Annotated in this window: 18 protein-coding genes; 10 read left to right on the top strand and 8 right to left on the bottom strand. The window is 66.7% G+C overall.

The features are described 5' to 3' along the window. Positions 1 to 23 precede the first annotated feature (23 nt). On the bottom strand, positions 24 to 914 hold the full coding sequence (locus tag DXK93_RS24115) for a LysR family transcriptional regulator (protein WP_054456360.1): 891 nt from the start codon (positions 912 to 914) through the stop codon (positions 24 to 26). A 184-nt stretch (positions 915 to 1,098) separates the two neighbouring features. On the opposite strand from DXK93_RS24115, the gene DXK93_RS24110 reads away from it, so the two are divergent. From DXK93_RS24110 to DXK93_RS24080, 7 genes are read left to right on the top strand one after another with little or no spacing between them, the layout of a single operon-like run. Beyond that, positions 1,099 to 2,043: an ABC transporter permease gene (locus tag DXK93_RS24110; RefSeq protein ID WP_119451376.1), complete on the top strand. Its 945-nt coding sequence runs from the start codon at positions 1,099 to 1,101 to the stop codon at positions 2,041 to 2,043. Between the two features lie 6 nt (positions 2,044 to 2,049). After that, positions 2,050 to 2,907, top strand: a complete 858-nt coding sequence (locus DXK93_RS24105; RefSeq protein WP_054456358.1) for an ABC transporter permease — start codon at positions 2,050 to 2,052, stop codon at positions 2,905 to 2,907. A gap of 1 nt (position 2,908) precedes the next feature. Then, complete coding sequence (locus DXK93_RS24100) at positions 2,909 to 4,564, top strand: ABC transporter ATP-binding protein (protein ID WP_119451375.1); 1,656 nt, start codon at positions 2,909 to 2,911, stop codon at positions 4,562 to 4,564. Between the two features lie 31 nt (positions 4,565 to 4,595). Next, the gene (locus tag DXK93_RS24095; RefSeq protein WP_119451374.1) at positions 4,596 to 5,726 is read left to right on the top strand and encodes a C45 family peptidase; all 1,131 of its coding nucleotides are present in this window, start codon (positions 4,596 to 4,598) and stop codon (positions 5,724 to 5,726) included. Positions 5,727 to 5,766: 40 nt separating this feature from the next. Further along, positions 5,767 to 7,320, top strand: a complete 1,554-nt coding sequence (locus DXK93_RS24090) for an ABC transporter substrate-binding protein (protein ID WP_119451373.1) — start codon at positions 5,767 to 5,769, stop codon at positions 7,318 to 7,320. Positions 7,321 to 7,330: 10 nt separating this feature from the next. Then, on the top strand, positions 7,331 to 8,371 hold the full coding sequence (locus DXK93_RS24085; RefSeq protein WP_119451372.1) for a CapA family protein: 1,041 nt from the start codon (positions 7,331 to 7,333) through the stop codon (positions 8,369 to 8,371). 28 nt (positions 8,372 to 8,399) lie between these two features. After that, entirely contained in the window at positions 8,400 to 9,524 is a 1,125-nt protein-coding gene (locus DXK93_RS24080) for a C45 family peptidase (protein WP_119451371.1), read from the top strand. On the opposite strand, the gene DXK93_RS24075 is transcribed toward DXK93_RS24080, so the two are convergent. Both DXK93_RS24075 and DXK93_RS24070 read right to left on the bottom strand, forming a co-directional pair. Continuing rightward, entirely contained in the window at positions 9,509 to 10,666 is a 1,158-nt protein-coding gene (locus DXK93_RS24075; RefSeq protein WP_119451370.1) for an alpha-hydroxy acid oxidase, read from the bottom strand. The two genes, DXK93_RS24080 and DXK93_RS24075, sit on opposite strands and share 16 nt — an antisense overlap. A gap of 7 nt (positions 10,667 to 10,673) precedes the next feature. Next, the gene (locus DXK93_RS24070; RefSeq protein WP_119451369.1) at positions 10,674 to 11,645 is read right to left on the bottom strand and encodes a tripartite tricarboxylate transporter substrate binding protein; all 972 of its coding nucleotides are present in this window, start codon (positions 11,643 to 11,645) and stop codon (positions 10,674 to 10,676) included. A gap of 30 nt (positions 11,646 to 11,675) precedes the next feature. Between DXK93_RS24070 and DXK93_RS31895 the strand changes: the two genes are divergently transcribed. Then, positions 11,676 to 12,704, top strand: coding sequence for a LysR family transcriptional regulator (locus DXK93_RS31895; RefSeq protein ID WP_158598574.1), 1,029 nt, complete (start codon positions 11,676 to 11,678; stop codon positions 12,702 to 12,704). A 23-nt stretch (positions 12,705 to 12,727) separates the two neighbouring features. On the opposite strand, the gene DXK93_RS24055 is transcribed toward DXK93_RS31895, so the two are convergent. From DXK93_RS24055 to DXK93_RS24035, 5 genes are all read right to left on the bottom strand, one after another. Then, positions 12,728 to 13,252 (bottom strand): AlpA family transcriptional regulator, encoded by a 525-nt coding sequence (locus DXK93_RS24055; protein WP_119451367.1) that lies wholly within the window; start codon positions 13,250 to 13,252, stop codon positions 12,728 to 12,730. 4 nt (positions 13,253 to 13,256) lie between these two features. Then, positions 13,257 to 13,532, bottom strand: a complete 276-nt coding sequence (locus DXK93_RS32380; RefSeq protein ID WP_082401177.1) for a hypothetical protein — start codon at positions 13,530 to 13,532, stop codon at positions 13,257 to 13,259. 255 nt (positions 13,533 to 13,787) lie between these two features. Continuing rightward, positions 13,788 to 14,201, bottom strand: coding sequence for a PaaI family thioesterase (locus DXK93_RS24045; RefSeq protein ID WP_054456351.1), 414 nt, complete (start codon positions 14,199 to 14,201; stop codon positions 13,788 to 13,790). A gap of 42 nt (positions 14,202 to 14,243) precedes the next feature. Then, positions 14,244 to 15,458, bottom strand: a complete 1,215-nt coding sequence (locus DXK93_RS24040) for a multidrug effflux MFS transporter (protein ID WP_119451366.1) — start codon at positions 15,456 to 15,458, stop codon at positions 14,244 to 14,246. Positions 15,459 to 15,461: 3 nt separating this feature from the next. After that, a complete protein-coding gene (locus DXK93_RS24035) occupies positions 15,462 to 16,262 on the bottom strand; it encodes an SDR family oxidoreductase (protein WP_119451365.1) in 801 nt (266 codons plus the stop codon). A gap of 136 nt (positions 16,263 to 16,398) precedes the next feature. Between DXK93_RS24035 and DXK93_RS24030 the strand changes: the two genes are divergently transcribed. Further along, positions 16,399 to 17,352, top strand: a complete 954-nt coding sequence (locus DXK93_RS24030) for a GlxA family transcriptional regulator (RefSeq protein WP_119451410.1) — start codon at positions 16,399 to 16,401, stop codon at positions 17,350 to 17,352. Between the two features lie 90 nt (positions 17,353 to 17,442). After that, positions 17,443 to 19,056: an NAD(P)/FAD-dependent oxidoreductase gene (locus DXK93_RS24025; protein ID WP_119451364.1), complete on the top strand. Its 1,614-nt coding sequence runs from the start codon at positions 17,443 to 17,445 to the stop codon at positions 19,054 to 19,056. Positions 19,057 to 19,065: the final 9 nt, after the last annotated feature.

Here is a 19,065-nt window from a genome sequence, read left to right as displayed (position 1 = left end):
TGAATACCGCATTGTAATGGGGATCACCGCCTGACCTGGGCATCCTGCTCGATCGTGGCTAGCAGAACGCGCCTGAGGGCGCTGGTCAGATGGCTGCGCGCCTCGTTCTCGAACAGCCCGACGGTGCGCTGCGCGGAGGGATCATCGAAGTAGGCCACGCGCAGCCGCGGATCCTCCTCCCAATGCGCCGCGCGCGTCAGCGGAACAATGGTCACGCCGACATCCTGGTGTACCAGTTCAACCATGGTCCGCAGCGAATTGATTTCCAGGTACTCGCCAAACTTCAGGTGATTCCTGCGGACGAAGGCATCGATCAGCGCCCCCGTGTGCGTGTCGCGCGAAGGCCGCAGGAAGAGCCGCCGCGCCATCAGGCTGGCCACGTCCGCCTTGCCCGCCGCCTGACGGTTGGCGATGAACACAAAGGGTTCTGTGTAGAGCGGCGTCCATTGCGTGCCCGAAGGCAGCTTGTGGGCGTTCTTGACCGCCAGCGCCGCGTCCAGCTCCCCTGCCCGCACGCGCAGCGACAGGTCGCCGGAAAAACTGATCACCGGCTGCACGTTCAGCTTGGGATGCGAGTCCCGCAGGGTCAGTACGGCGCGCGCAAGGAACGCCATGGACGTGCCCACCGACCCCACATCGATGGAACCCACCAGCTCGTCGCCGGCCGGGCCGTCGCGCAGGTCGTCGTACACCGCCAGCAGTTGCTCCGCGCGCGGCAACAGCCGGTGTCCGCCTTCGCTCAGCGACACGATCTTGCCGCTGCGGTCGAACAGGGTGACGCCCAAGTCGTCTTCCAGCGCGCGCATCTGCAGGCTGACCGCGGCCGGCGTCAGCGACACCCGTTCCGACGCCGCGGCGAAAGACCCGCTGCGCGCCACGGCGACGAAGGTGCGGAAGAAGCGGATCGAGCTCATCGGGTGGGCGCCATATCGGTAAGAAGAACTTTATATATCACAAAGTAATTTTAGTTTTACTTCTTTATGACAGGACGTCAAAGTTACGTCGTCCCGCAGCCGAGCCGGCATAGCGGCCCCGTCAACCGTATCGTCACCATCGCGCTGCCGCGGCAGGCGCCGGGACGTGAGCTACGAGCCCCCTATGCTTCGCTTCGCACTCTCGCGCATCGGAATGGCCATACCGACACTGCTGATCGTGTCCGTCGCCGTTTTCGTGCTGATCCGCATGATCCCTGGCGATCCGGCCCAATTGCTGCTGGGCGACCTTGCCGACCCCGCCAGCCTGGAAGAACTGCGCCAGCGCATGGGCCTGGACCTGTCCTGGCCCGCGCAATTCGCCTTGTGGTTCGGCGACCTGCTGCAGGGCGACCTGGGGAAATCCATTACCACCGGCCAGGCCGTGCTGTCCCTGGTCTGGGACCGCTTCCTGGTCAGCGCCCCCATCGTGCTGGCCGCCGTGGCGGCCGCCGCCCTGGTCGCGGTGCCGGCCGGCATCATCGCCGCCTGGCGCCAGAATCGTGCCACCGATATCGCGCTGGTCGGCATGGCCACGCTGCTGGTTTCCATCCCCACCTTCTGGCTGGGCCTGCTGCTGTTGCTGCTGCTGGGACTGAAGCTGGAATGGCTGCCGGTCGTGGGCTACGTGTCGGTGTCGGAGGACGCGGTCGCCGGCCTGCTGTACCTGGCCATGCCCATCCTGACGCTGTTCCTGCACGAGATCGGCGTGCTGATGCGCATGGCGCGCGCCAGCGCCCTGGAGGTCCTGCGCCTGGATTACGTAACCCATGCCCGCGCCAAGGGCCTGAGCGAGCGCGCGGTGCTGACCCATCACGTATTCAAGAATTCCTTCGGCCCCACCTGGACCCTGATCGGCCTGGTGCTCGGCAATCTGCTGGGCGGCATCGCGGTGGTCGAGACCGTGTTCACCATACCCGGCCTGGGCCGCCTGCTGGTCGATTCCATCTTCGCCCGCGACTACCCGATGATCCAGGGTTGCCTGCTGTTCGTCGCGGTCATCTACGTGCTGGTCAACCTGTTCGTCGACCTGCTCTATCCCGCCTTCGATCCCCGCGTTGGAGCGGAGTAAACCGCCATGCAACTGACTACAGCCATCAATCCCGTGAAACCGCGGCGCCGCCGCCTGCCCGCCAATGCGGCCATCGGCGGGGTCATCATCGCCATCGTCGTGGGCGCCGCCCTCATCGGCGCCGTCTGGACCCCGCGCGACCCGCTGGGCATCAGCTTCGCGTCCCGGCTCAAGCCGCCAGGCGCCCAGTTCTGGCTGGGCACCGATGAATTCGGCCGCGACGTGCTCAGCCGCCTGATGGTGGGCGCCTCGACCAGCGTCTGGATCAGCCTCTTGACCGTTTCGTTCTCCATCGTGCTGGGCACCGCCATCGGCGTGCTGACCGGCTTCGTGCGCGGCTGGACCGACCGCATCATCATGGCCTTCAACAACGCCCTGCTGGCCTTTCCCGGCCTGCTGCTGGCGCTGGGCCTGCTGGCGGTGGTAGGCGCCAACAAGTACGGCATCATCCTGGCGCTGGGGCTGGCCTATACGCCTTCGGTGACGCGGATCGTGCGCGGCACGGTGCTGTCGCTGCGCGAGAAGGAGTTCATCGAATCCTCGCGCGTGCTGGGCAATTCCGAGCTCTACACAATGTTCCGCCACGTGCTGCCCAACTGCGTCGCGCCGCTGACGGTTCTGGCGACTTCCATGTTCGGCTGGGTCATCCTGGCCGAAAGCGCCCTGTCCTTCCTGGGGCTGGGCGTGCCGCCTCCCGCGCCGACCTGGGGCAACATGCTGGCCTCGGCCCGTCCGTTCATGGCGCAGGCGACGTATCTCAGCATCTTCCCCGGCATCTGCATTTCGCTCACGCTGCTGGGCATCAACCTGCTGGGCGACGCCGTGCGCGACCGCCTGGATCCGCGCATGCGTACGGGTGAATGACATGACGACCAAGCATATGGACGCCGGCGCGACGCTGGCAGAGGTGAACGGCCTGACGCTGACCGTGGGCGCGGGCGGCCGGGAAATCGTCAAGCGGGTCAGCTTCTCCATCAAGCCCGGGGAACTGGTCGGCATCGTCGGCGAATCGGGCAGCGGCAAGACCCAGGCAGCGCGCGCCTTGCTGGGCCTGACGCCGCCGCCGCTGGTGCGCGCGGCGGGCTCGATCACGTTCGAAGGCAAGTCGCTGACCGACGCCCGCCCCGCCACCCTGCGCAAGCTGCGCGGAGCGCGCATCGGCATGGTCTTCCAGGAGCCGATGACCTCGCTCAATCCTTCCATGAAGATCGGCCGCCAGCTCGACGAAGGGCTGGCGCTGCACCGCAAGGACCTGTCCGCCGCCGCCCGCAAGCAGCGGATACTGGAGATGCTGGCGCGCGTCGGCCTGCGCGACCCCGCGGCTGCGCTGGACGCCTGGCCCCATGAATTCTCCGGCGGCATGCGCCAGCGCATGATGCTGGCCGCCGTCATGCTGCTGGAACCCGCCCTGCTGGTGGCCGACGAACCCACCACGGCATTGGACGCCGTGGTGCAGCGCGACGTGCTGGAACTGATGCTGGAGCTGACCCGCGCCCGCAATACGGCCGTGCTGATGATCAGCCACGACCTGCCCATGGTCGCCAAGTACACCGAGCGCATGATCGTGATGCGCCACGGCGAGATCGTGGAAACAGGCACCACCCAGCAGATCCTGGACCGTCCCGCGCATCCGTACACGCGGCAATTGCTGGCGGCCATGCCCATGCGCGGCCCCGCCCGTCCCGTTCCGACCGAGGCGCCCATCGTCGACGTGCGCCAGCTGCTGGTGGACTACGCCGGCCGCCAGCGGCTGTTCGGCCGCACCCAGGCCAAGCGCGCCCTGCACGGCATCGACCTGCAGATCCGGCCGCGCGAGGTGGTGGCGGTGGTGGGCGGATCGGGTTCCGGCAAGACCACGCTGGGCCGGGCCATCGCGGGGCTGCTGGCCCCCACGGACGGCGGCATCTACTTCCGCGGCAAGCCCATTGCGCAGACGGGCGCCGCCTGGAACGACTACCGCCTCAACTGCCAGATGGTGTTCCAGGATCCCTATTCCTCCTTGAATCCGCGCATGACGGTCGGCGAGCTCACGGCCGAAGGCTTGCGCCAGGTCGACGGCATGACGGCGGCGCAGAAGGCCGAACGCGTCCAGACCGTGCTGACCGAGGTCGGGCTGGGCCCGGAGTACGCCAGGCGCTACCCGCATGAATTGTCCGGCGGCCAGCGCCAGCGCGTGGCGATAGCCCGCGCCATCGTACGGCGCCCCGCCTTCGTGATCGCCGACGAGCCGGTTTCGGCGCTGGACGTCACCGTGCGTGCGCAGGTGCTCAAGCTGTTTGCCGAATTGCAGCAACGCCACGGCTTTTCCTGTCTGTTCATCAGCCACGACCTGGGCGTGGTCGAGCAGGTGGCAGACCGCGTGGTCGTGATGCAGGACGGCCAGATCGTCGAACAGGGCCTGCGCGACCAGATCTTCGACGCGCCCCAGCATCCCTACACGCGCAAGCTGCTGTCGGCCATTCCGGCCCTGGAGGCCAACGACAGCGGCGGCGTACGCCTGAAATGGCGGTTCGACCAATGACGCCCGCAGCCCCGCAGGCATAGGAACAGACATGGAAGCGCAAGCCTACTTTCCGCTGGTCGAGGTGGCCGGCACGCCTTACCAGCGCGGACTGCAGCACGGACGCCTGGCCGCCGCGCGCGTGCGGCGCAGCGCCGGGATCTACGCCCGTGCGCTGCAAGAGCTGCGGTACTCGCCCGCGGACCTGCGCCGGCTCATCGCGAACTTCTCGCGCGCCGTCGAGGATTTCGAGCCTGCCTACCTGGACGAGATGCGCGGCATCGCCGAGGGCGCCGGCGTTTCCTTCGAAGACGTGCTGATGATCAACGCCCGCACCGAGATCGTGGCCCAGGCCCGGCGCGCGCAGCTTGCCGGTTCTGCCGCGGTGGCAAGCGACGAATGCACCGGCGCTGCCATCCTGCCTGCCCGCAGCGCCAACGGCAGCTTCCTGCAAGGCCAGAACTGGGACAACCGCCAGGACTGCGCCGACACCATCATCATCCTGCGCGTGCTGCGCGACGACGGCCCCGACGTGCTTACCTTCGTTGAAGCCGGCGGCCTGGCGCGCTATGGCATGAACTCGGCCGGGTTGACCCTGAACGGCAACGGCATGTCCTCCAGCCGCGACTACCAGCAGGACGGCGTACCCCTGCCGCTGGTGCGCCGCAAGGCCCTGGAACAAGAGCACTACGCGCTGGCCCTGCAGATCGTCACCGGCACGCCTAAAGCGTGTTCGTGCAACCTGATCCTGGGCACGCAACTGGGCCTGGCGCTGAGCCTGGAATGCGCGCCCGACGAGACCTTCCTGGTCTATCCCGAGGACGGCCTGCTGGTCCACGCCAACCATTGGACCAGCCCTGTGGCGCTGGGCAAGCTGAAAGAGACGGGCATCGCCAGCTCGCCGGAAAGCCTCTACCGCGACCAGCGCGTGCGCCAGCGCCTGTCCGCCGCGGGCAACAAGCTCGGCGTGCAGGACCTGAAGGCCGCCTTCGCCGATACCCACGCCACTCCTTTTTCCGTCTGCCGGCCGGGGCGCGTCAGCGCCCAGGGCTATGCATCCTGCACCACCGCGACGCTGATCATGGAACCCGCGGCTGGCGTGCTGGAGGTCGCGCGCATGCCCTGGCAGGGCGCCACCTACGCCCGCTATACGGTGGAGCGCGGATCCTCCCCTTCCTTCTGAACGTCTTCCGGCTGCAAACCGCTCACAACAAGGACCCATCATGAAACGACCTCTGTATGCGTACACCGCCCTGGCCGCCCTCCTGACGGCCACCGCGCCGGCCCTGAGCGCCACCGTGCTGCGCGCCCACCAGGACGCGGACATCCGCAGCAGCGATCCGGGCGTCAACCGCGACGCCAATACCGATGGGGTGATCCTGCACGTGGTTGAAGGACTGGTCGGCTACAACGCGAAGGGCCAACCCGCCCCCTTGCTGGCCGAGAAGATCGACGTATCCGAAGACGGCAAGACCTACACCTTCCACCTGCGCCAGGGCGTGACCTTCCACAACGGCGCGCCCCTGACCGCGGACGACGTGGTCTGGAGCTGGAACCGCTACATGGATCCCAAGACGGGCTGGCGCTGCCTGACCGACTTCGATGGTCGCATCGGCCTGAAAGTGGAAAGCGCCGCCGCCACCGATCCCGCCACCGTCGTGTTCAAGCTGGACCGGGCCGCGCCGCTGTTTCTCGATTCGCTGGCGCGCAGCGATTGCGGCATGACGGCCATCACCCATCGCGACTCGGTCAAGCCCGACGGCACCTGGGACAAGCCCATCGGCACCGGCCCGTTCCGCTTCGCGGAGTGGCGCCGCCGCGAATACGTGAGCCTGACGCGCTTCGAGAACTACGCCAACCGGCCGGGCAAGCCCGACGGCTATGTGGGTTCCAAGCGCCCGCTGGTCGACGAAGTGCGCTTTGTCGTGATCTCCGACCCGGCCACGGCCAAGACCGCCCTGGCCAGCGGGGCTATCGACGTGATGTCCAAGGTGCCGTATTCCGAGGTCGCTGAATTGGCGCAGAACAAGGCCATCAGCACCAATGTCTCGCCCCAGTTGGCGCCTTCCACGCTGACGATCCAGACGCGCGACAAGCTGCTGTCCAATCCCTATCTGCGCCAGGCCATCGCCGCGGCGCTGAACTACAAGGAACTGGTGGCCGGCGTGACCTACGGCCTGACCGAGCCCAACAACTCGCTCGTCCCCGTAGCTTCGCCCTACTATGGCGAAGCCGAAAAGCAGGGCTACGTCTACGACCTGGCGCGCGCCAAGGCGCTGCTCGCCAAGGCCGGCTACAAGGGCGAGAAAATCGTCATTTCGACCAACAAGCGCAATCTGCCGAACTACGACGCGGCCGTGATCACGCAGGCAATGCTGCAGCAGGCCGGAATCAACGCCGACATCGAGGTGCTGGAATGGGGCGCCCAGCAGGACAAGTGGCAGAAAGGCAATTACCAGATGATGTCGTTCTCGTACTCCAGCCGCATGGACCCCGCCCTGAACTTCGAGGCCGTCACCGGCGACAAGAGTTCCCAGCCGCGCAAGCTGTGGGACGACCCCGCTGCCCGCGCGCTGCTGGAAAAGGCCACCAACGCCACGGCGCCCGCCGAACGGCAGGCCTTGCTGGATCAACTGCACCGGCTGATGCTGGAGCAGGTCCCCATCATCCCCTTGTTCAATACCTTGAGCACGGGCGCATACCGCAAGAACGTCCAGGGCTTCGAATCGTCGATCTTCGGCGCGCCGCTGCTCTGGGAAGTCTCGAAGGCCGACTAGGAACGCCACCATGAATCAAACCCTGTATCTGCTGGGCGACATCAACCTCAAGGGTGTGGATGACGCCAGCGGCCTGTTCGACCGCGTCAGCCAGCCGCTGCGGCAAGCGGACCTGGTGTTCGCCAACCTGGAATGCTGCCTGTACGACCTGCCCGAGCACGCCCAGGAGCGGCGCGGCTTCTATACCTCCCCCCGGCACGCGCAGGTCCTGCGCGACGCCGGCCTGCAGGCGGTGGGCAACGCCAACAATGTCAACATCGGCCATGAAGCGGTGCTGTCCTCGCTGGCGGCCTTGCGGAACGCTTCCCTGTCCAGCGTGGGCGCCGGTGCGAACGCCAGTGCCGCCCGCGCTCCGCTGATCGAGGTACGCGACGGCGTGCGCTACGGCTTCCTGCAGCGCACCGCCGTGTACTGGCCGGACAACCATGAAGCCACCGCGCACCATGCCGGCGTCGCCATCATCCGCGGCCATACCGCCTACCGGCCGCGGCTGGAAATGCAGGCGGCGCGCACGCGCCCCGGCGTGCCGCCCGAAGTGCTGACCTGGGCCGATCCGGAGTCGCTCGCGCAATTCCGGGCCGACGTGGCGGCGCTGCGGGAACAGGCGGACGTCGTGATCGCCTCGCTGCACTGGGGCTACCGGCGCGAGGTGCTGCAGTACCAGCGCGAGTACGCGCATGCGGCCGTCGAGGCCGGCGCCGACATCGTGCTGGGACATGGCCCCCACATGATCCTGCCGATCGAACTGCATCGCGGCAGGCCCATTCTTTATGGCAGCGGCAATTTCTCCTTCCAGGTCGCCCACCAGGCGGACGCGCATACGGAGTGGACCGGCATGACGGTTCGCGTCGACATCCGCGACAAGCGCCCCGCCGCCATGCAGTTCCGTTTCGTGCAGCGCAACGACGCCAACCAGACCGTATTCCTGCCCGCGTCCGACGTGGCCCAAGAACGCGACCTGCTGATCCGCGCATCCGCCGCGCTGGGCGCGGACCTGCACGCCGACGGCGATGCCCTGCTGCTGGACCTGACCGGCCACACCGCCTCCTGAACATCCGTCTCCCCCATTTGATGCTCCCATGAAATACGCCCCGTTTCCCCTAGTCTCGATCTCCGGCGCCCCCTTTGAACGCGGCGTGCAGTACGGCCGCGCCGTGCCCGAACGCATTGCCCGCAGCGCGCGGCACTATCGCGGCGAACTCGACAAGATCGGCACTTCCATGGCCGCCCAGGCTGCCCTGATCAAGGAGTTCGCAGACCAGATCCAGAAGTTCGACCCCGCGCATACCGAAGAAATGCGCGGCATCGCGCAAGGCGCGGGCTGCGCCTTCGACGACGTAGCCCTGATCAACGCCCGCACCGAAGTCATCGCCAAAGCGCGGCTACTGGCCAAGATGGGCAACCTGGACCCCGCCGAGGGCGAATGCACCGCCGCCCTGGTCATGCCCGGGCGCAGCGCGACAGGCACGCTGATCCATGCGCACAACTGGGACTGGGAACCCGACGCCTGCGACAGCACCATCGTGCTGCGCGCCACCCTGGAAAGCGGCATCACCTTCCTGACGCTGGTGGAGGCCGGCGGCCTGGCGCGGCACGGCTTCAACTCGGCCGGCATCGGCCTGACCGGCAACTATCTCAGCAGCGACCGCGACTACACGCAGTCCGGCGTGCCGCTGAGCAGCGTGCGGCGCGCGGTGCTCTGCCAGCAGCACGTCGCCATCGCCATGCAGCTGATCGCCGCCACGCCCAAGGCCTGCTCCAGCAACATGATCGTCAGCCAGAACGGCTGGGTGATCGACTTCGAATGCGCACCCGACGAGAGCTTCACCTTGCTGCCGCAGGACGGCCTCTTGACCCATTCCAACCATTTCATGAGCGAAGTCGCGCTGGGCAAGCTGCGCGAAGCGGGCCTGAAGAATGCCGTGGACACCTATTACCGGGCCTGGCGCGTGCGCCAGTTGCTGGACGCCTGCGGCCCCCGGATCACGGTGACAGACGTGCGGCGCGCCCTGGCGGACGACTGGGCCACGCCCTATTCCGTCTGCCGCCCGCCGCGCGGCACCCTGACGGGCGGACGCTCGGCCACCGTCGCCACCCTGGTGCTGGACACCGCAGGACTCACAATGGATATCGCCGCCATGCCGTCGTTCGGACAGTTCTTCACCCGCTATGGCCTGGAGGGCGAGGCCTATCCGATCGACTGAACGGGTTGGGCCGCCGGCTCGCAGAACGCGCGGGCTTGGCAGACTCCTGCCGATCCCGACAGGATCATGGTCCGCTCGTAATCCTCTGCCAGCAGGCGCATGACGTCGACGACGCCGCGCGCACCGCCGCAGGCCAGGCCATACAGCGCAGGCCGGCCGATGAATACGGCGCGCGCCCCAAGCGTCTGGGCGCGCACGATATCCGCACCGCTGCGCACGCCGCTATCCAGGAACACCGGGATGCGGTCGGCGACCGCGTCGACGATCCCGGGCAGGACGCTGATCGACGAGGGTGCGGCATCCAGTTGGCGGCCGCCATGATTGGACACGATGAGGCCGTCCACGCCATGCCGCGCCGCCAGTACGGCATCCTCGCGATGTAACACGCCTTTCAGCAGCAAGGGGCCATCCCAGAGGCTGCGCAGCCAGCGCAGGCTGTCCCAGGTCAATGATCGGTCCATGCTGCGTGCAAGCAGGGACGCCTGAACTTCCATGGACAAGGATTCGTCGGCGCGCTCGGCCAAGTTCACGAAGCGCGGCGGTCCGCCACGCAGCATGCGCAGCGCCCACCCAGGCCGCCGCGCCACGTCCCAGGCGATCCGGGGCGTGATCCGGAACGGCATCGAAAAGCCGTTGCGCACATCGCGCCAACGCCTGCCGCCCACCGGGACGTCAGCCGTCAAAACCAGCGCACGGTAGCCTGCCGCCCGCGCCCGGCGCACCAGCTGCTCGGCCAACCGGCGATCCTGCATCACATAGAGCTGCAACCATTGTTCGCCGCCGCCGGCAATGGCGCGCACATCCTCGGCCCGCTGGTTCGAGGCCGTCGACAGGACAAAGGGCACGCCCATTTCGGCAGCCGCCCGCGCCAGCATGCCGTCCCCGCCAGGGCGGACCACGCCATTCAACCCGGTAGGCGCCAGCGCGAACGGCAGGCGCCATGCCGACCCGTATATCTCTACCGTGCTGTCCACCGCACAGGTATTTCTGAGCACCCGCGGCGTCAGCCGGATCCGCTCGAAGTCGTCCTGGTTGGCCCGCAGGCAGGTTTCGTGCTCCGCGCCCCCGTCCACGAACTCGAACACGAAACGGGGCAGGACCTTCCTGGCCCGGATCCGGTAGTCTTCCATCGTCAACAGCACGCGGCACCTACTGCAATGCGATGCCGCGTTCGCGGATGATCTTGCCCCAGCGGCTGTTCTCGCCCGCCACGAAACTGGCCATCTCGTCCGGCGAACTGAACCAAGGTTCGACCGCGATGTTGGCGTAGAAATCGATGACCGCCTGCGTCTTCAGCGCCGCCGCCAGCCCCTGGTTCAGCGCGTCCACGGTTGCGCGGGGAGTGCCGGCGGGAACCAGCATGCCCTGCCAGGCAAAGGCCTCGAAATCCTTCAAACCTTGTTCATGCAGCGTAGGGATGTCCGGGAAGTTTTTCAAGCGCTGCGGGCTGGCCACGCCCAGCACCTTGAGCCTGCCGGTCTTCATCTGCGGCACCACGGTGGAAGCGTCCATCAAGGCGAAGGACACCGCGCCTGCCATCAGGTCCGTCACAGCCGGCGCACCGCCCCGGTAGGCGACGTGCGTCATTTTCAGGCCGGTGCGCTCGCGGAATAGTTCGGCGGCCAGGTGCTGGGGAGAGCCCACGCCGGAACTGGCGAAATTGGCGCTGTCCGGATTGGCGCGCGCCCATTGCAGGAACTCGTCCAGGTTGCTTGCCGGCACCTTGCTGGAAACCACCAGCAGTATCGGATAGCGGGCATACAGGCCGGCCGAAACGAAGTCCCGGGCGCTGTCGTAAGGCAGGTTGGCGAACAGATACGGATTGGCCGCCAGGGTGGCGAAGTCGCCCGTGAAGACGATGTTGCCGATGGCGCGGGCGTTGGCCACATAGGCCGCCGCGATGTTGGTCGCGCCGCCCGGCTTGTTGCTGACGAAGAAGCTGCGACCCATCTGCGCGCCCATGCTTTCCGCCAACTTGCGCGCAATGGCGTCGGAACCCCCGCCCACAGGATAGGGATGGACCCATTCAATGGGCTTGTCGCTGGCCTGGGCCCAACAGGCCGCCGCGCCCGAGCCGGCCGCCAATGCAAACAGCGCTTTCAGGAACAGACGTTTCTGCATGTCGCTACTCTCCATGTGTGTATGCCGTGCATGTCCCCTGCTCAGTGGCAGACCGGGGGACAGGCCGTATCGAATGGCGAGAGTGTGAGGCCGCTCCTCATTCCTGAAAATTGTTATTTAACGCCAAAGTCATTACATTTTGGTATGGCATACAACCTCAATGAATTGCGCGCGTTCCTTGCCGTGCTGGACGAAGGCTCACTCGGCAAGGCGGCGGATAAGATGAGCCTGACGCAGCCCGCCCTCAGCCGCATCATTAAGCGTCTTGAAGCGGCTGTCGGCGAACCGCTGTTCGAACGTCATTCCGGCGGCATGCGCCTGACGGCATACGGCAAGGCTCTGGCGCCGCACGCGCAACTGCTATGCCGCGAAGAGAAGATCGCCCGCGATGAAATGAACCGCATGCGCGGCCTGGCGACTGGCGCGCTGCGCCTGGGTGTCACGGCAGGCGCGTCCGCCCTCTTCATCCCCAAGGCGCTGGAGGCATTCCTGGCAAAGTGGCCGGGCATCGCCATCGATGTGGTCGAGGGAATCTGGGACGAATTGGCCACAGCCCTGGACAGCTATCAGGTTGACCTGGTGATCGCCCCGGAAGCGCCCGAAACGGCCAGCATCGTGTCTGCCCGCAACTGTGCATGGCAAGAAAGCATGAACGTCGTCGTCGGCGCCGGCCACCCGCGGCAAGGCGACGCGGCGGTGAGCATGGAGGCCTTGCTGGAAGAGCGCTGGTGCTTCGTGCCGCAACGCACCGAACCGCACAACCGGCTCATGTCGCTGTTCAAGGCCCGGGGCCTGCCCGCGCCGGCGATCGCGGTGTCGAGCACGTCGATTCCCCTGATCAAAAGCTTGGTCGCGCACTCCGGCTTCGTCAGTTGGCTGACCCGCCCCATGTATGGCGCCGAACTCAAGGCCGGGCTGATCCGTGAATTGCGGGTGGACGGGCTGGACCATGAGCGCAGATTTTCGGCTTACCATCGGCGCGAAGGCATACTGCCGGGGCCTGCCTTGCGCTTCCTGGACGAAATCAGGAGGCAGGCTCGGACAAGCGCATCAAAATAGGCGCAACGCAGCAGGTGCGATGCTCATCCCACCAGCGCTTCCAGTTCCTTGGAGGCGGAACGCGAAACGCGCTGCCCTTCCTTTGCCGCATTGACCTGCAAGGCCACGCGCGCCACGTCCATGACTTGTTCGACCTGCGGATAGCCGCCCTTGGCCTGCAACCAGGCCAGCACGTCCGCCAGGTGCCAAATCGAGGTACTGCCCTCATGGACCGGCAGCGGAAAGCTGTCTGGATACGCCAGCATCAGTTTGCGCATGTTCTGGCGCGAGACGCCGACGATCTCGGCCACATCAGTCAGGCCCACCAGATCGGGTGCGGCCTCGATCAGCTTGGCGGTTGGAACCGCGCGCCTGACGTCTGCCAGCGCCGAGCGCACGGCGGATTCCGCGCTTTCAGCCTCGCGGGTGAACTCCAGCGCGATGCGTCCCGGCAGCCCGGTGCCGACCAGGGCATCGTCGCAACCGGCCGCACCCAGGCGTTCGACCAATGCATCCATGTCATGGTCGCCGTCGGCAAGCTGGTACTTCAAGTTGAAGGTGTATTCCATCGCACTACTCCCATGCGCCGCCGTCAGCCCTAGGCAAGTGGCGGTGCGCAGTACAGTTATTTACGACGCGCAGCAAGGCGCGCGCATGATTGCCGGGGTTCTTCGGGGTGCTCCAGATGCTGGTGATGCAGAATTCGCCGCAGCGGCAGTCCGCCAGATTGCTGGGGCAATAGATCCGCCCCCATGCGTGGCTACCGCCAACTTCCACACGCCAGCCGCATTCTTCGGCATGGTGCAGTGCTGCCTCGACCTCTTTTTTGGGATGGGACGGACGAGCCATCATTGGTATCCAGTATGAAGACATAAGAATAGGTTGTCAATAGACAACCAAGCCACAGCTTCAGGGGATGCCAACAGCGTCGGGCGTCGTGAACGAACGGCGTTCTTTGCGCCATGGCCGCCGGCCCCGAAAGCCGACGTTGCAGCTTATCGAGGGCGCTCGCGGGAACCAAGGCGGAATCCGTCTGAGAAACGGACGAAAAGGCTGGAATGGCTTGCGGGTTCTACCATCGCGGCCCATCACCGGGCCGCGCGCTCACCAAAGGATGATCTGCGAACAACGGAACAGCGACAGCTTGCGGCCGCTTGCGTCGACCACGGTCGCCGACCAGACCTGGGTCGTGCGCCCCATGTGCTCCGCCACCGCCTCTACGGTCAGCACGCCTTCCCGAGCGGTGCCCAGGAAGTTCGATTTCAGCTCCAGCGTGGTGAAGCCCTTGGCCCCTTCGGGCAGATGCGCCAGGGTGGCGTAACCGGCGCAGGTATCGGCCAGCATCACCTGCGAGGCTGCGTGCAGATAACCGTTGGGCGCCATCATCCACGGCGCCACCGTCATTTCCATGGACATGCGCCCTTCCTCGATTGACAGCGGCCGCACGCCGAAGGTGTCAGGCAACGTGCCGCGTTGCCGTTCGAAGAGACTTTCTATGGTTTCGGGAGAGCGCAGCATTGCGTTTGTCCTTTGTACAGGTTGTCGAGAATCAGGAAAGTACTACCGCTGGCGCTTGCCCGCCATCAACGCAGCGCACGCAAGCACAGAAGCGCCAGCCAACACCCCGCCCAATATCAGCGTTGGGCTGCCGCCCGCCAGGCTGGCCAACGCCGTCATGCCACCCGCGCAAGCCATCTGCAGGCCGCCCAGCAGCGCGGACGCCAGCCCGGCCTGCCGGCTGAAGGGTCCCAGCGCCAGCGCAGTGCCCAGCGGATTGACCAGTCCCATGCCGAACAGATACAGCGCCACGGCGGCCGTGAACTGCGACAGGCCGCTATCTTCGCCGCCCGCCAGCAAGGTCAGCGCGCCCGCCAGCGCCACCGCACAGCCAGATCGCGCCACCCTGGCCGCGCCAAAGCGGTGAGCCAGGCGCGGCGCCAGCATGCCGGCGGCGAACACCACAAACACCGTGCTGGCGAAGAACAATCCCAACTGCAGCGCGCTCAGACCGAGACGTCCCATGAGCATGGCTGGCGTGGCAGCAAAAATGGCATACAGGCCGCCGATGACCACGCTCACGGCAGACGCCGGACCGATGAACCGGACATCCCGCGCCAAGTCCGCATAGCCGCGCAGCACGGCAGCGGGCGTCGCCGCAGCGCGCCGGTCGGCCGGATGCGTCTCCCCCACCGTCGCCACATAGGCCAGCGCCAGAACAAGCCCCAGCACCGCGACCAGCGCAAAGCTCGCGCGCCAGCCCGGCCCGTACTCCATCGCGCTGCCCAGCAGAGGCGAAAAGCCCGGCGCGGCAGCCATGGCCACCATGGTCAAGGCCAGGGTGCGCGACAGCGCTTCGCCTTCGAACAGGTCGCGCGCGATGGCCCGCGACAGCACCGAGGCCGCGCATACGCCCAGCGCCTGCACCACCCTGCCCGCCACCAGCAGCGGCAAGGTCGACGCCCACACGCAGACCAGGCTGCCAGCGATGAACAGGACCAGTCCACCCACCACCGGAGCGCGCCGTCCCCAGCGGTCCGACAGCGGCCCGACGAACAATTGCCCGATGGCGAAGGCCAGGAAAAAGCTCGACAGCACCAGTCCCATATCGCGGGCGTCCACGCCCAGTTCGGTTGCCATGCTGGGAAACGCCGGCAGGATAATGTTGGTGGACAGCGCGCCCAAGGCCGCCATGCCGGCAAGCACGGCCAGCAGGCGCCCGGTCAGGCGCGCAGGCGCCGCACTGCCCGGCGCCGCAGCGGAGATGGCGGTGTCCATGGTTCAGACCGCGGCCGTGTAGCGTTGTGCAACGGCGCTGCTGGACAGATGGGGCGCCATGGCCAGGCGCGCGGCCTCGTAGGCGTCCCATTCCTCGCCAGCATGCAGCGAGGGAATGGTGACCTTCTCGCCGCGCGCGAAGCCCAGCAAGGCGGCGTCGACCAGGTCTTCGGCGCGCATCACGATGCGCTGGTCCAATGTTTCCACCGGCCGCCCGCCGATGGCCCAGAAGTCCGTGGCCGTGGCGCCGGGCAGCACAGCCTGGACCTGCACGCCAGTCCCGGCCAGCTCGTGCTGCAGCGACTGGCTGAACGCCAGCACGAATGCCTTGCTGCCGCCATAGACGCCGTTCAGGACTTCGGGCGCAAGCGCCACGACGGAAGCGATATTGATGATGGCGCCCCGGCCTCGCGCGACAAAGCCCGGAACCGCCGCATAGGTCAGCCGCATCGGCGCGGTGACGTTCAGGTCGACCATGCGCGTCATCTGCTCCACGTCGCTTTGCAGCAGCGGCGTATGCGTGCCGATGCCGGCGTTGTTCACCAGCAAGGTAATGCTGGCGTCCTGGCGCAGCTGGTCTTCGACGCGGGCCAGCGACGCGCGGTCGCCCAGGTCCGCCGCCAATACCTCCACCGCGCGGCCGCTGCGGGTGCTGATGACGCTGGCCAGCGCGTTCAGGCGTTCGCGGTTGCGCGCGACCAGGATCAGGTCGTAGCCCTGCTGCGCGAGCTTTTCCGCGTACAGCGCGCCGATGCCGCTGGATGCGCCCGTAACGAGGGCAGTGCCGGGTTGGGTTTGTGCCATGGTGAGACTCCGTAGGGGTGATTGCGATGGAAGCCATATTGCGGCTTGCAGCCAATGGCGTAAATGACGTATATAGTCATAAATAAGGACATTGACGCAGGACATACGCGGGGCCATAGCCCGCAAGGACGCTCCCATGCACCGCATCGGTTACATACTTCCCGAAGGCTTCCAGATCATCGGCCTGGGCACGCAGGCCGTGTTCGAACTCGCCAATGTGGTGGCGCGCGAGCCCTTCTACGCGGTGGAGAGCTACGCCCTGGATGGCGCGGTGCGCGCCTCGGCTGGCCTGACGGTACAGGCCCGTCCGCTCACCGCCCGCAGCCAGGCCGACACCTGGCTGGTGGCCGGCGTGCTTTCGCCCCTGTCCAGGCCCGTCGCGTCCGAACTCCCCCGGCTGCTGGAAAAACTCGCGCCCCGCTCGCGCCGCGTCGCCGGCCTGTGCACCGGCGCGTTCCTGCTGGCCGACGCCGGCCTGCTGGACGACCGGCGCGCCACCACGCACTGGTACTGGGCCGACGCCTTGCAGCAGCGCCATCCGCGCGCGCGGGTCGAGGCCGACCGCATCTACATCGCCGACGGGACGGTCTGGACCTCCGCCGGCATGACCGCGGAAATGGACCTGGCCTTGGCGCTGGTGGAAAAAGACCTGGGCGCGGATATCGCGCGCGCGGTGGCGCACCGGCTGGTCATGCATCAGCGCCGCTCGGGCGGCCAGTCGCAGCACTCGGAAATGCTCAGGCTCGCGCCCAAGTCCGACCGCATCCAGCAGGCGCTGGAACATGCCCGCCGCAACCTCGCCCGCCCCTTGAGCGTGGAGGATCTGGCCCAGGCCGCCAGCCTGAGCCCGCGCCAGTTCAGCCGCGTATTCACGGCCGAGACCGGCCAGTCGCCCGCCAAGGCCATCGAGGGGCTGCGGCTGGAAGCTGCCCGGCTGATGATAGAAAGCAGCCGGCATCCGCTGGAAGTCGTGGCCAGGGAAACCGGTTTTCGCGACCGCCGCCACCTGCGCGAGGCTTTTCTGCGCGGCTTCGGCATGCCGCCCCAGGCAGTGCGGCGCGACGCGCGAACCAGCCCTCCCGGCCCCTGACCGGCGCCAGATACCCCGCGGCCCCCTGCCTGCGGTCCAGTACAATTCGCGTTTGGCGACGTTGTGCTCGCCCATTTATCTGGACCAAAGATGTTGCGACTGTCTGAAATCAAGCTGCCGTTGAATCACGCCCCCGAAGAATTGCCCGCCGCGATTCTCAAGAAACTGGGTGTAGCGGCCAGCGATCTGCGCGGCCATACCGTTGCCTCCCGCAGCTATGACGCGCGCAAGAAGCACAACATCCTGCTGATCTACACGCTGGACGTCGATGTCGAAAACGAAGCGGCGCTGCTCAAGCGCTTTCACGACGACCGCAACGTCAAGCCCACTCCCGACACCGAATACAAGTTCGTCGCCCAGGCGCCCGCCAACCTGGCCAAGCGCCCCATTGTCATCGGCACCGGCCCCTGTGGCTTGTTTGCCGGGCTGGTCCTGGCGCAGATGGGCTTCAAACCCATCATCCTGGAGCGCGGCAAGGCCGTGCGCGAACGCACCAAGGACACCTGGGGCCTGTGGCGCAAGCGCATCCTGAACCCCGATTCCAACGTCCAGTTCGGCGAAGGCGGCGCCGGCACCTTCTCCGACGGCAAGCTGTACAGCCAGATCAAGGACCCCAAGCACTACGGCGAAAAAGTGCTCAAGGAATTCGTGCTGGCTGGCGCGCCCGAAGAAATCCTGTACGTCAGCAAGCCGCACATCGGCACGTTCCGCCTGGTCGGCATGGTGGAAGTCATGCGCGACACCATCACAAAGCTGGGCGGCGAAGTCCGCTTCTCCAGCAGGGTGGAAACGCTGCATCGGGAAAACGGCCGCGTCACCGGCGTGACCCTGGCCGGCGGCGAGCACATCGAGGCCGACCACGTCGTGCTGGCCATCGGCCACAGCGCGCGCGACACCTTCCAGATGCTGCGCGACCAGGGCGTGTTCATGGAAGCCAAGCCCTTCTCTATCGGCTTCCGCATCGAACATCCGCAGTCGCTGATCGACCGCGCGCGCTTCGGTCCCAACGCCGGCCACCCCATCCTGGGCGCGGCGGACTACAAGCTGGTGCACCATGCCAGCAACGGACGCTCGGTCTACAGCTTTTGCATGTGCCCGGGCGGCACGGTGGTGGCAGCCACCTCCGAACCCGACCGTGTCGTCACCAACGGCATGAGCCAGTACTCACGCAATGAACGCAATGCCAACGCGGGCATCGTGGTCGGGATCTCGCCCGAGGTCGATTACCCCGAACATGTGCTGGCGGGCGTGGACTTCCAGCGCAAATGGGAATCCCAGGCCTTTGAGCTGGGCGGCCGCAACTACAGCGCGCCAGGCCAGTTGGTCGGCGACTTCATCGCCGGCAAGGCATCGACCGAATTCGGCTCCGTGCTGCCGTCATACACGCCGGGCGTGCACCTGACCGACCTGGCCACCGCGCTCCCCGAATTCGCCATCACCGCCATCCGCGAGGCGCTGCCCGTCTTCGACAAGACCATCAAGGGTTTCGGCATGCACAACGCGGTGCTGACCGGCGTCGAAACCCGCACCTCATCGCCCATCCGCATCAAGCGCGACAACGAAACCTTGCAGAGCCTCAACACCCAGGGACTGTTCCCGGCGGGTGAAGGCGCGGGCTACGCCGGCGGCATCCTGTCGGCGGGCGTAGACGGCATCAAGATCGCCGAGGCGGTGGCCTTGAGCATCATGAGCCGGCAGGCGTAAACAGTCGCA

Source organism: Achromobacter sp. K91 (assembly GCF_003576205.1).
GTDB classification, from domain to species: Bacteria; Pseudomonadota; Gammaproteobacteria; order Burkholderiales; family Burkholderiaceae_B; genus Achromobacter; species Achromobacter aegrifaciens.
The sequence above is the reverse complement of the archived record's forward strand: the minus strand, read 5'-3'. Positions and strand labels throughout refer to the sequence as shown.

Excerpts from the sequence above, each read along its gene's own strand:
- DXK93_RS24045 (WP_054456351.1), bottom strand. The coding sequence starts at position 14,201 with ATGCTGCGCTCTCCCGAAACCATAGAAAGTCTCTTCGAACGGCAACGC.
- DXK93_RS24040 (WP_119451366.1), bottom strand. The coding sequence starts at position 15,458 with ATGGACACCGCCATCTCCGCTGCGGCGCCGGGCAGTGCGGCGCCTGCG.
- DXK93_RS24100 (WP_119451375.1), top strand. The coding sequence starts at position 2,909 with ATGACGACCAAGCATATGGACGCCGGCGCGACGCTGGCAGAGGTGAAC.
- DXK93_RS24095 (WP_119451374.1), top strand. The coding sequence starts at position 4,596 with ATGGAAGCGCAAGCCTACTTTCCGCTGGTCGAGGTGGCCGGCACGCCT.
- DXK93_RS24025 (WP_119451364.1), top strand. The coding sequence starts at position 17,443 with ATGTTGCGACTGTCTGAAATCAAGCTGCCGTTGAATCACGCCCCCGAA.
- DXK93_RS24085 (WP_119451372.1), top strand. The coding sequence starts at position 7,331 with ATGAATCAAACCCTGTATCTGCTGGGCGACATCAACCTCAAGGGTGTG.
- DXK93_RS31895 (WP_158598574.1), top strand. The coding sequence starts at position 11,676 with ATGTCCCCTGCTCAGTGGCAGACCGGGGGACAGGCCGTATCGAATGGC.
- DXK93_RS24110 (WP_119451376.1), top strand. The coding sequence starts at position 1,099 with ATGCTTCGCTTCGCACTCTCGCGCATCGGAATGGCCATACCGACACTG.
- DXK93_RS24105 (WP_054456358.1), top strand. The coding sequence starts at position 2,050 with ATGCAACTGACTACAGCCATCAATCCCGTGAAACCGCGGCGCCGCCGC.
- DXK93_RS24055 (WP_119451367.1), bottom strand. The coding sequence starts at position 13,252 with ATGGAATACACCTTCAACTTGAAGTACCAGCTTGCCGACGGCGACCAT.
- DXK93_RS24080 (WP_119451371.1), top strand. The coding sequence starts at position 8,400 with ATGAAATACGCCCCGTTTCCCCTAGTCTCGATCTCCGGCGCCCCCTTT.
- DXK93_RS24115 (WP_054456360.1), bottom strand. The coding sequence starts at position 914 with ATGAGCTCGATCCGCTTCTTCCGCACCTTCGTCGCCGTGGCGCGCAGC.
- DXK93_RS24070 (WP_119451369.1), bottom strand. The coding sequence starts at position 11,645 with ATGCAGAAACGTCTGTTCCTGAAAGCGCTGTTTGCATTGGCGGCCGGC.
- DXK93_RS24090 (WP_119451373.1), top strand. The coding sequence starts at position 5,767 with ATGAAACGACCTCTGTATGCGTACACCGCCCTGGCCGCCCTCCTGACG.
- DXK93_RS24035 (WP_119451365.1), bottom strand. The coding sequence starts at position 16,262 with ATGGCACAAACCCAACCCGGCACTGCCCTCGTTACGGGCGCATCCAGC.
- DXK93_RS32380 (WP_082401177.1), bottom strand. The coding sequence starts at position 13,532 with ATGGCTCGTCCGTCCCATCCCAAAAAAGAGGTCGAGGCAGCACTGCAC.
- DXK93_RS24030 (WP_119451410.1), top strand. The coding sequence starts at position 16,399 with ATGCACCGCATCGGTTACATACTTCCCGAAGGCTTCCAGATCATCGGC.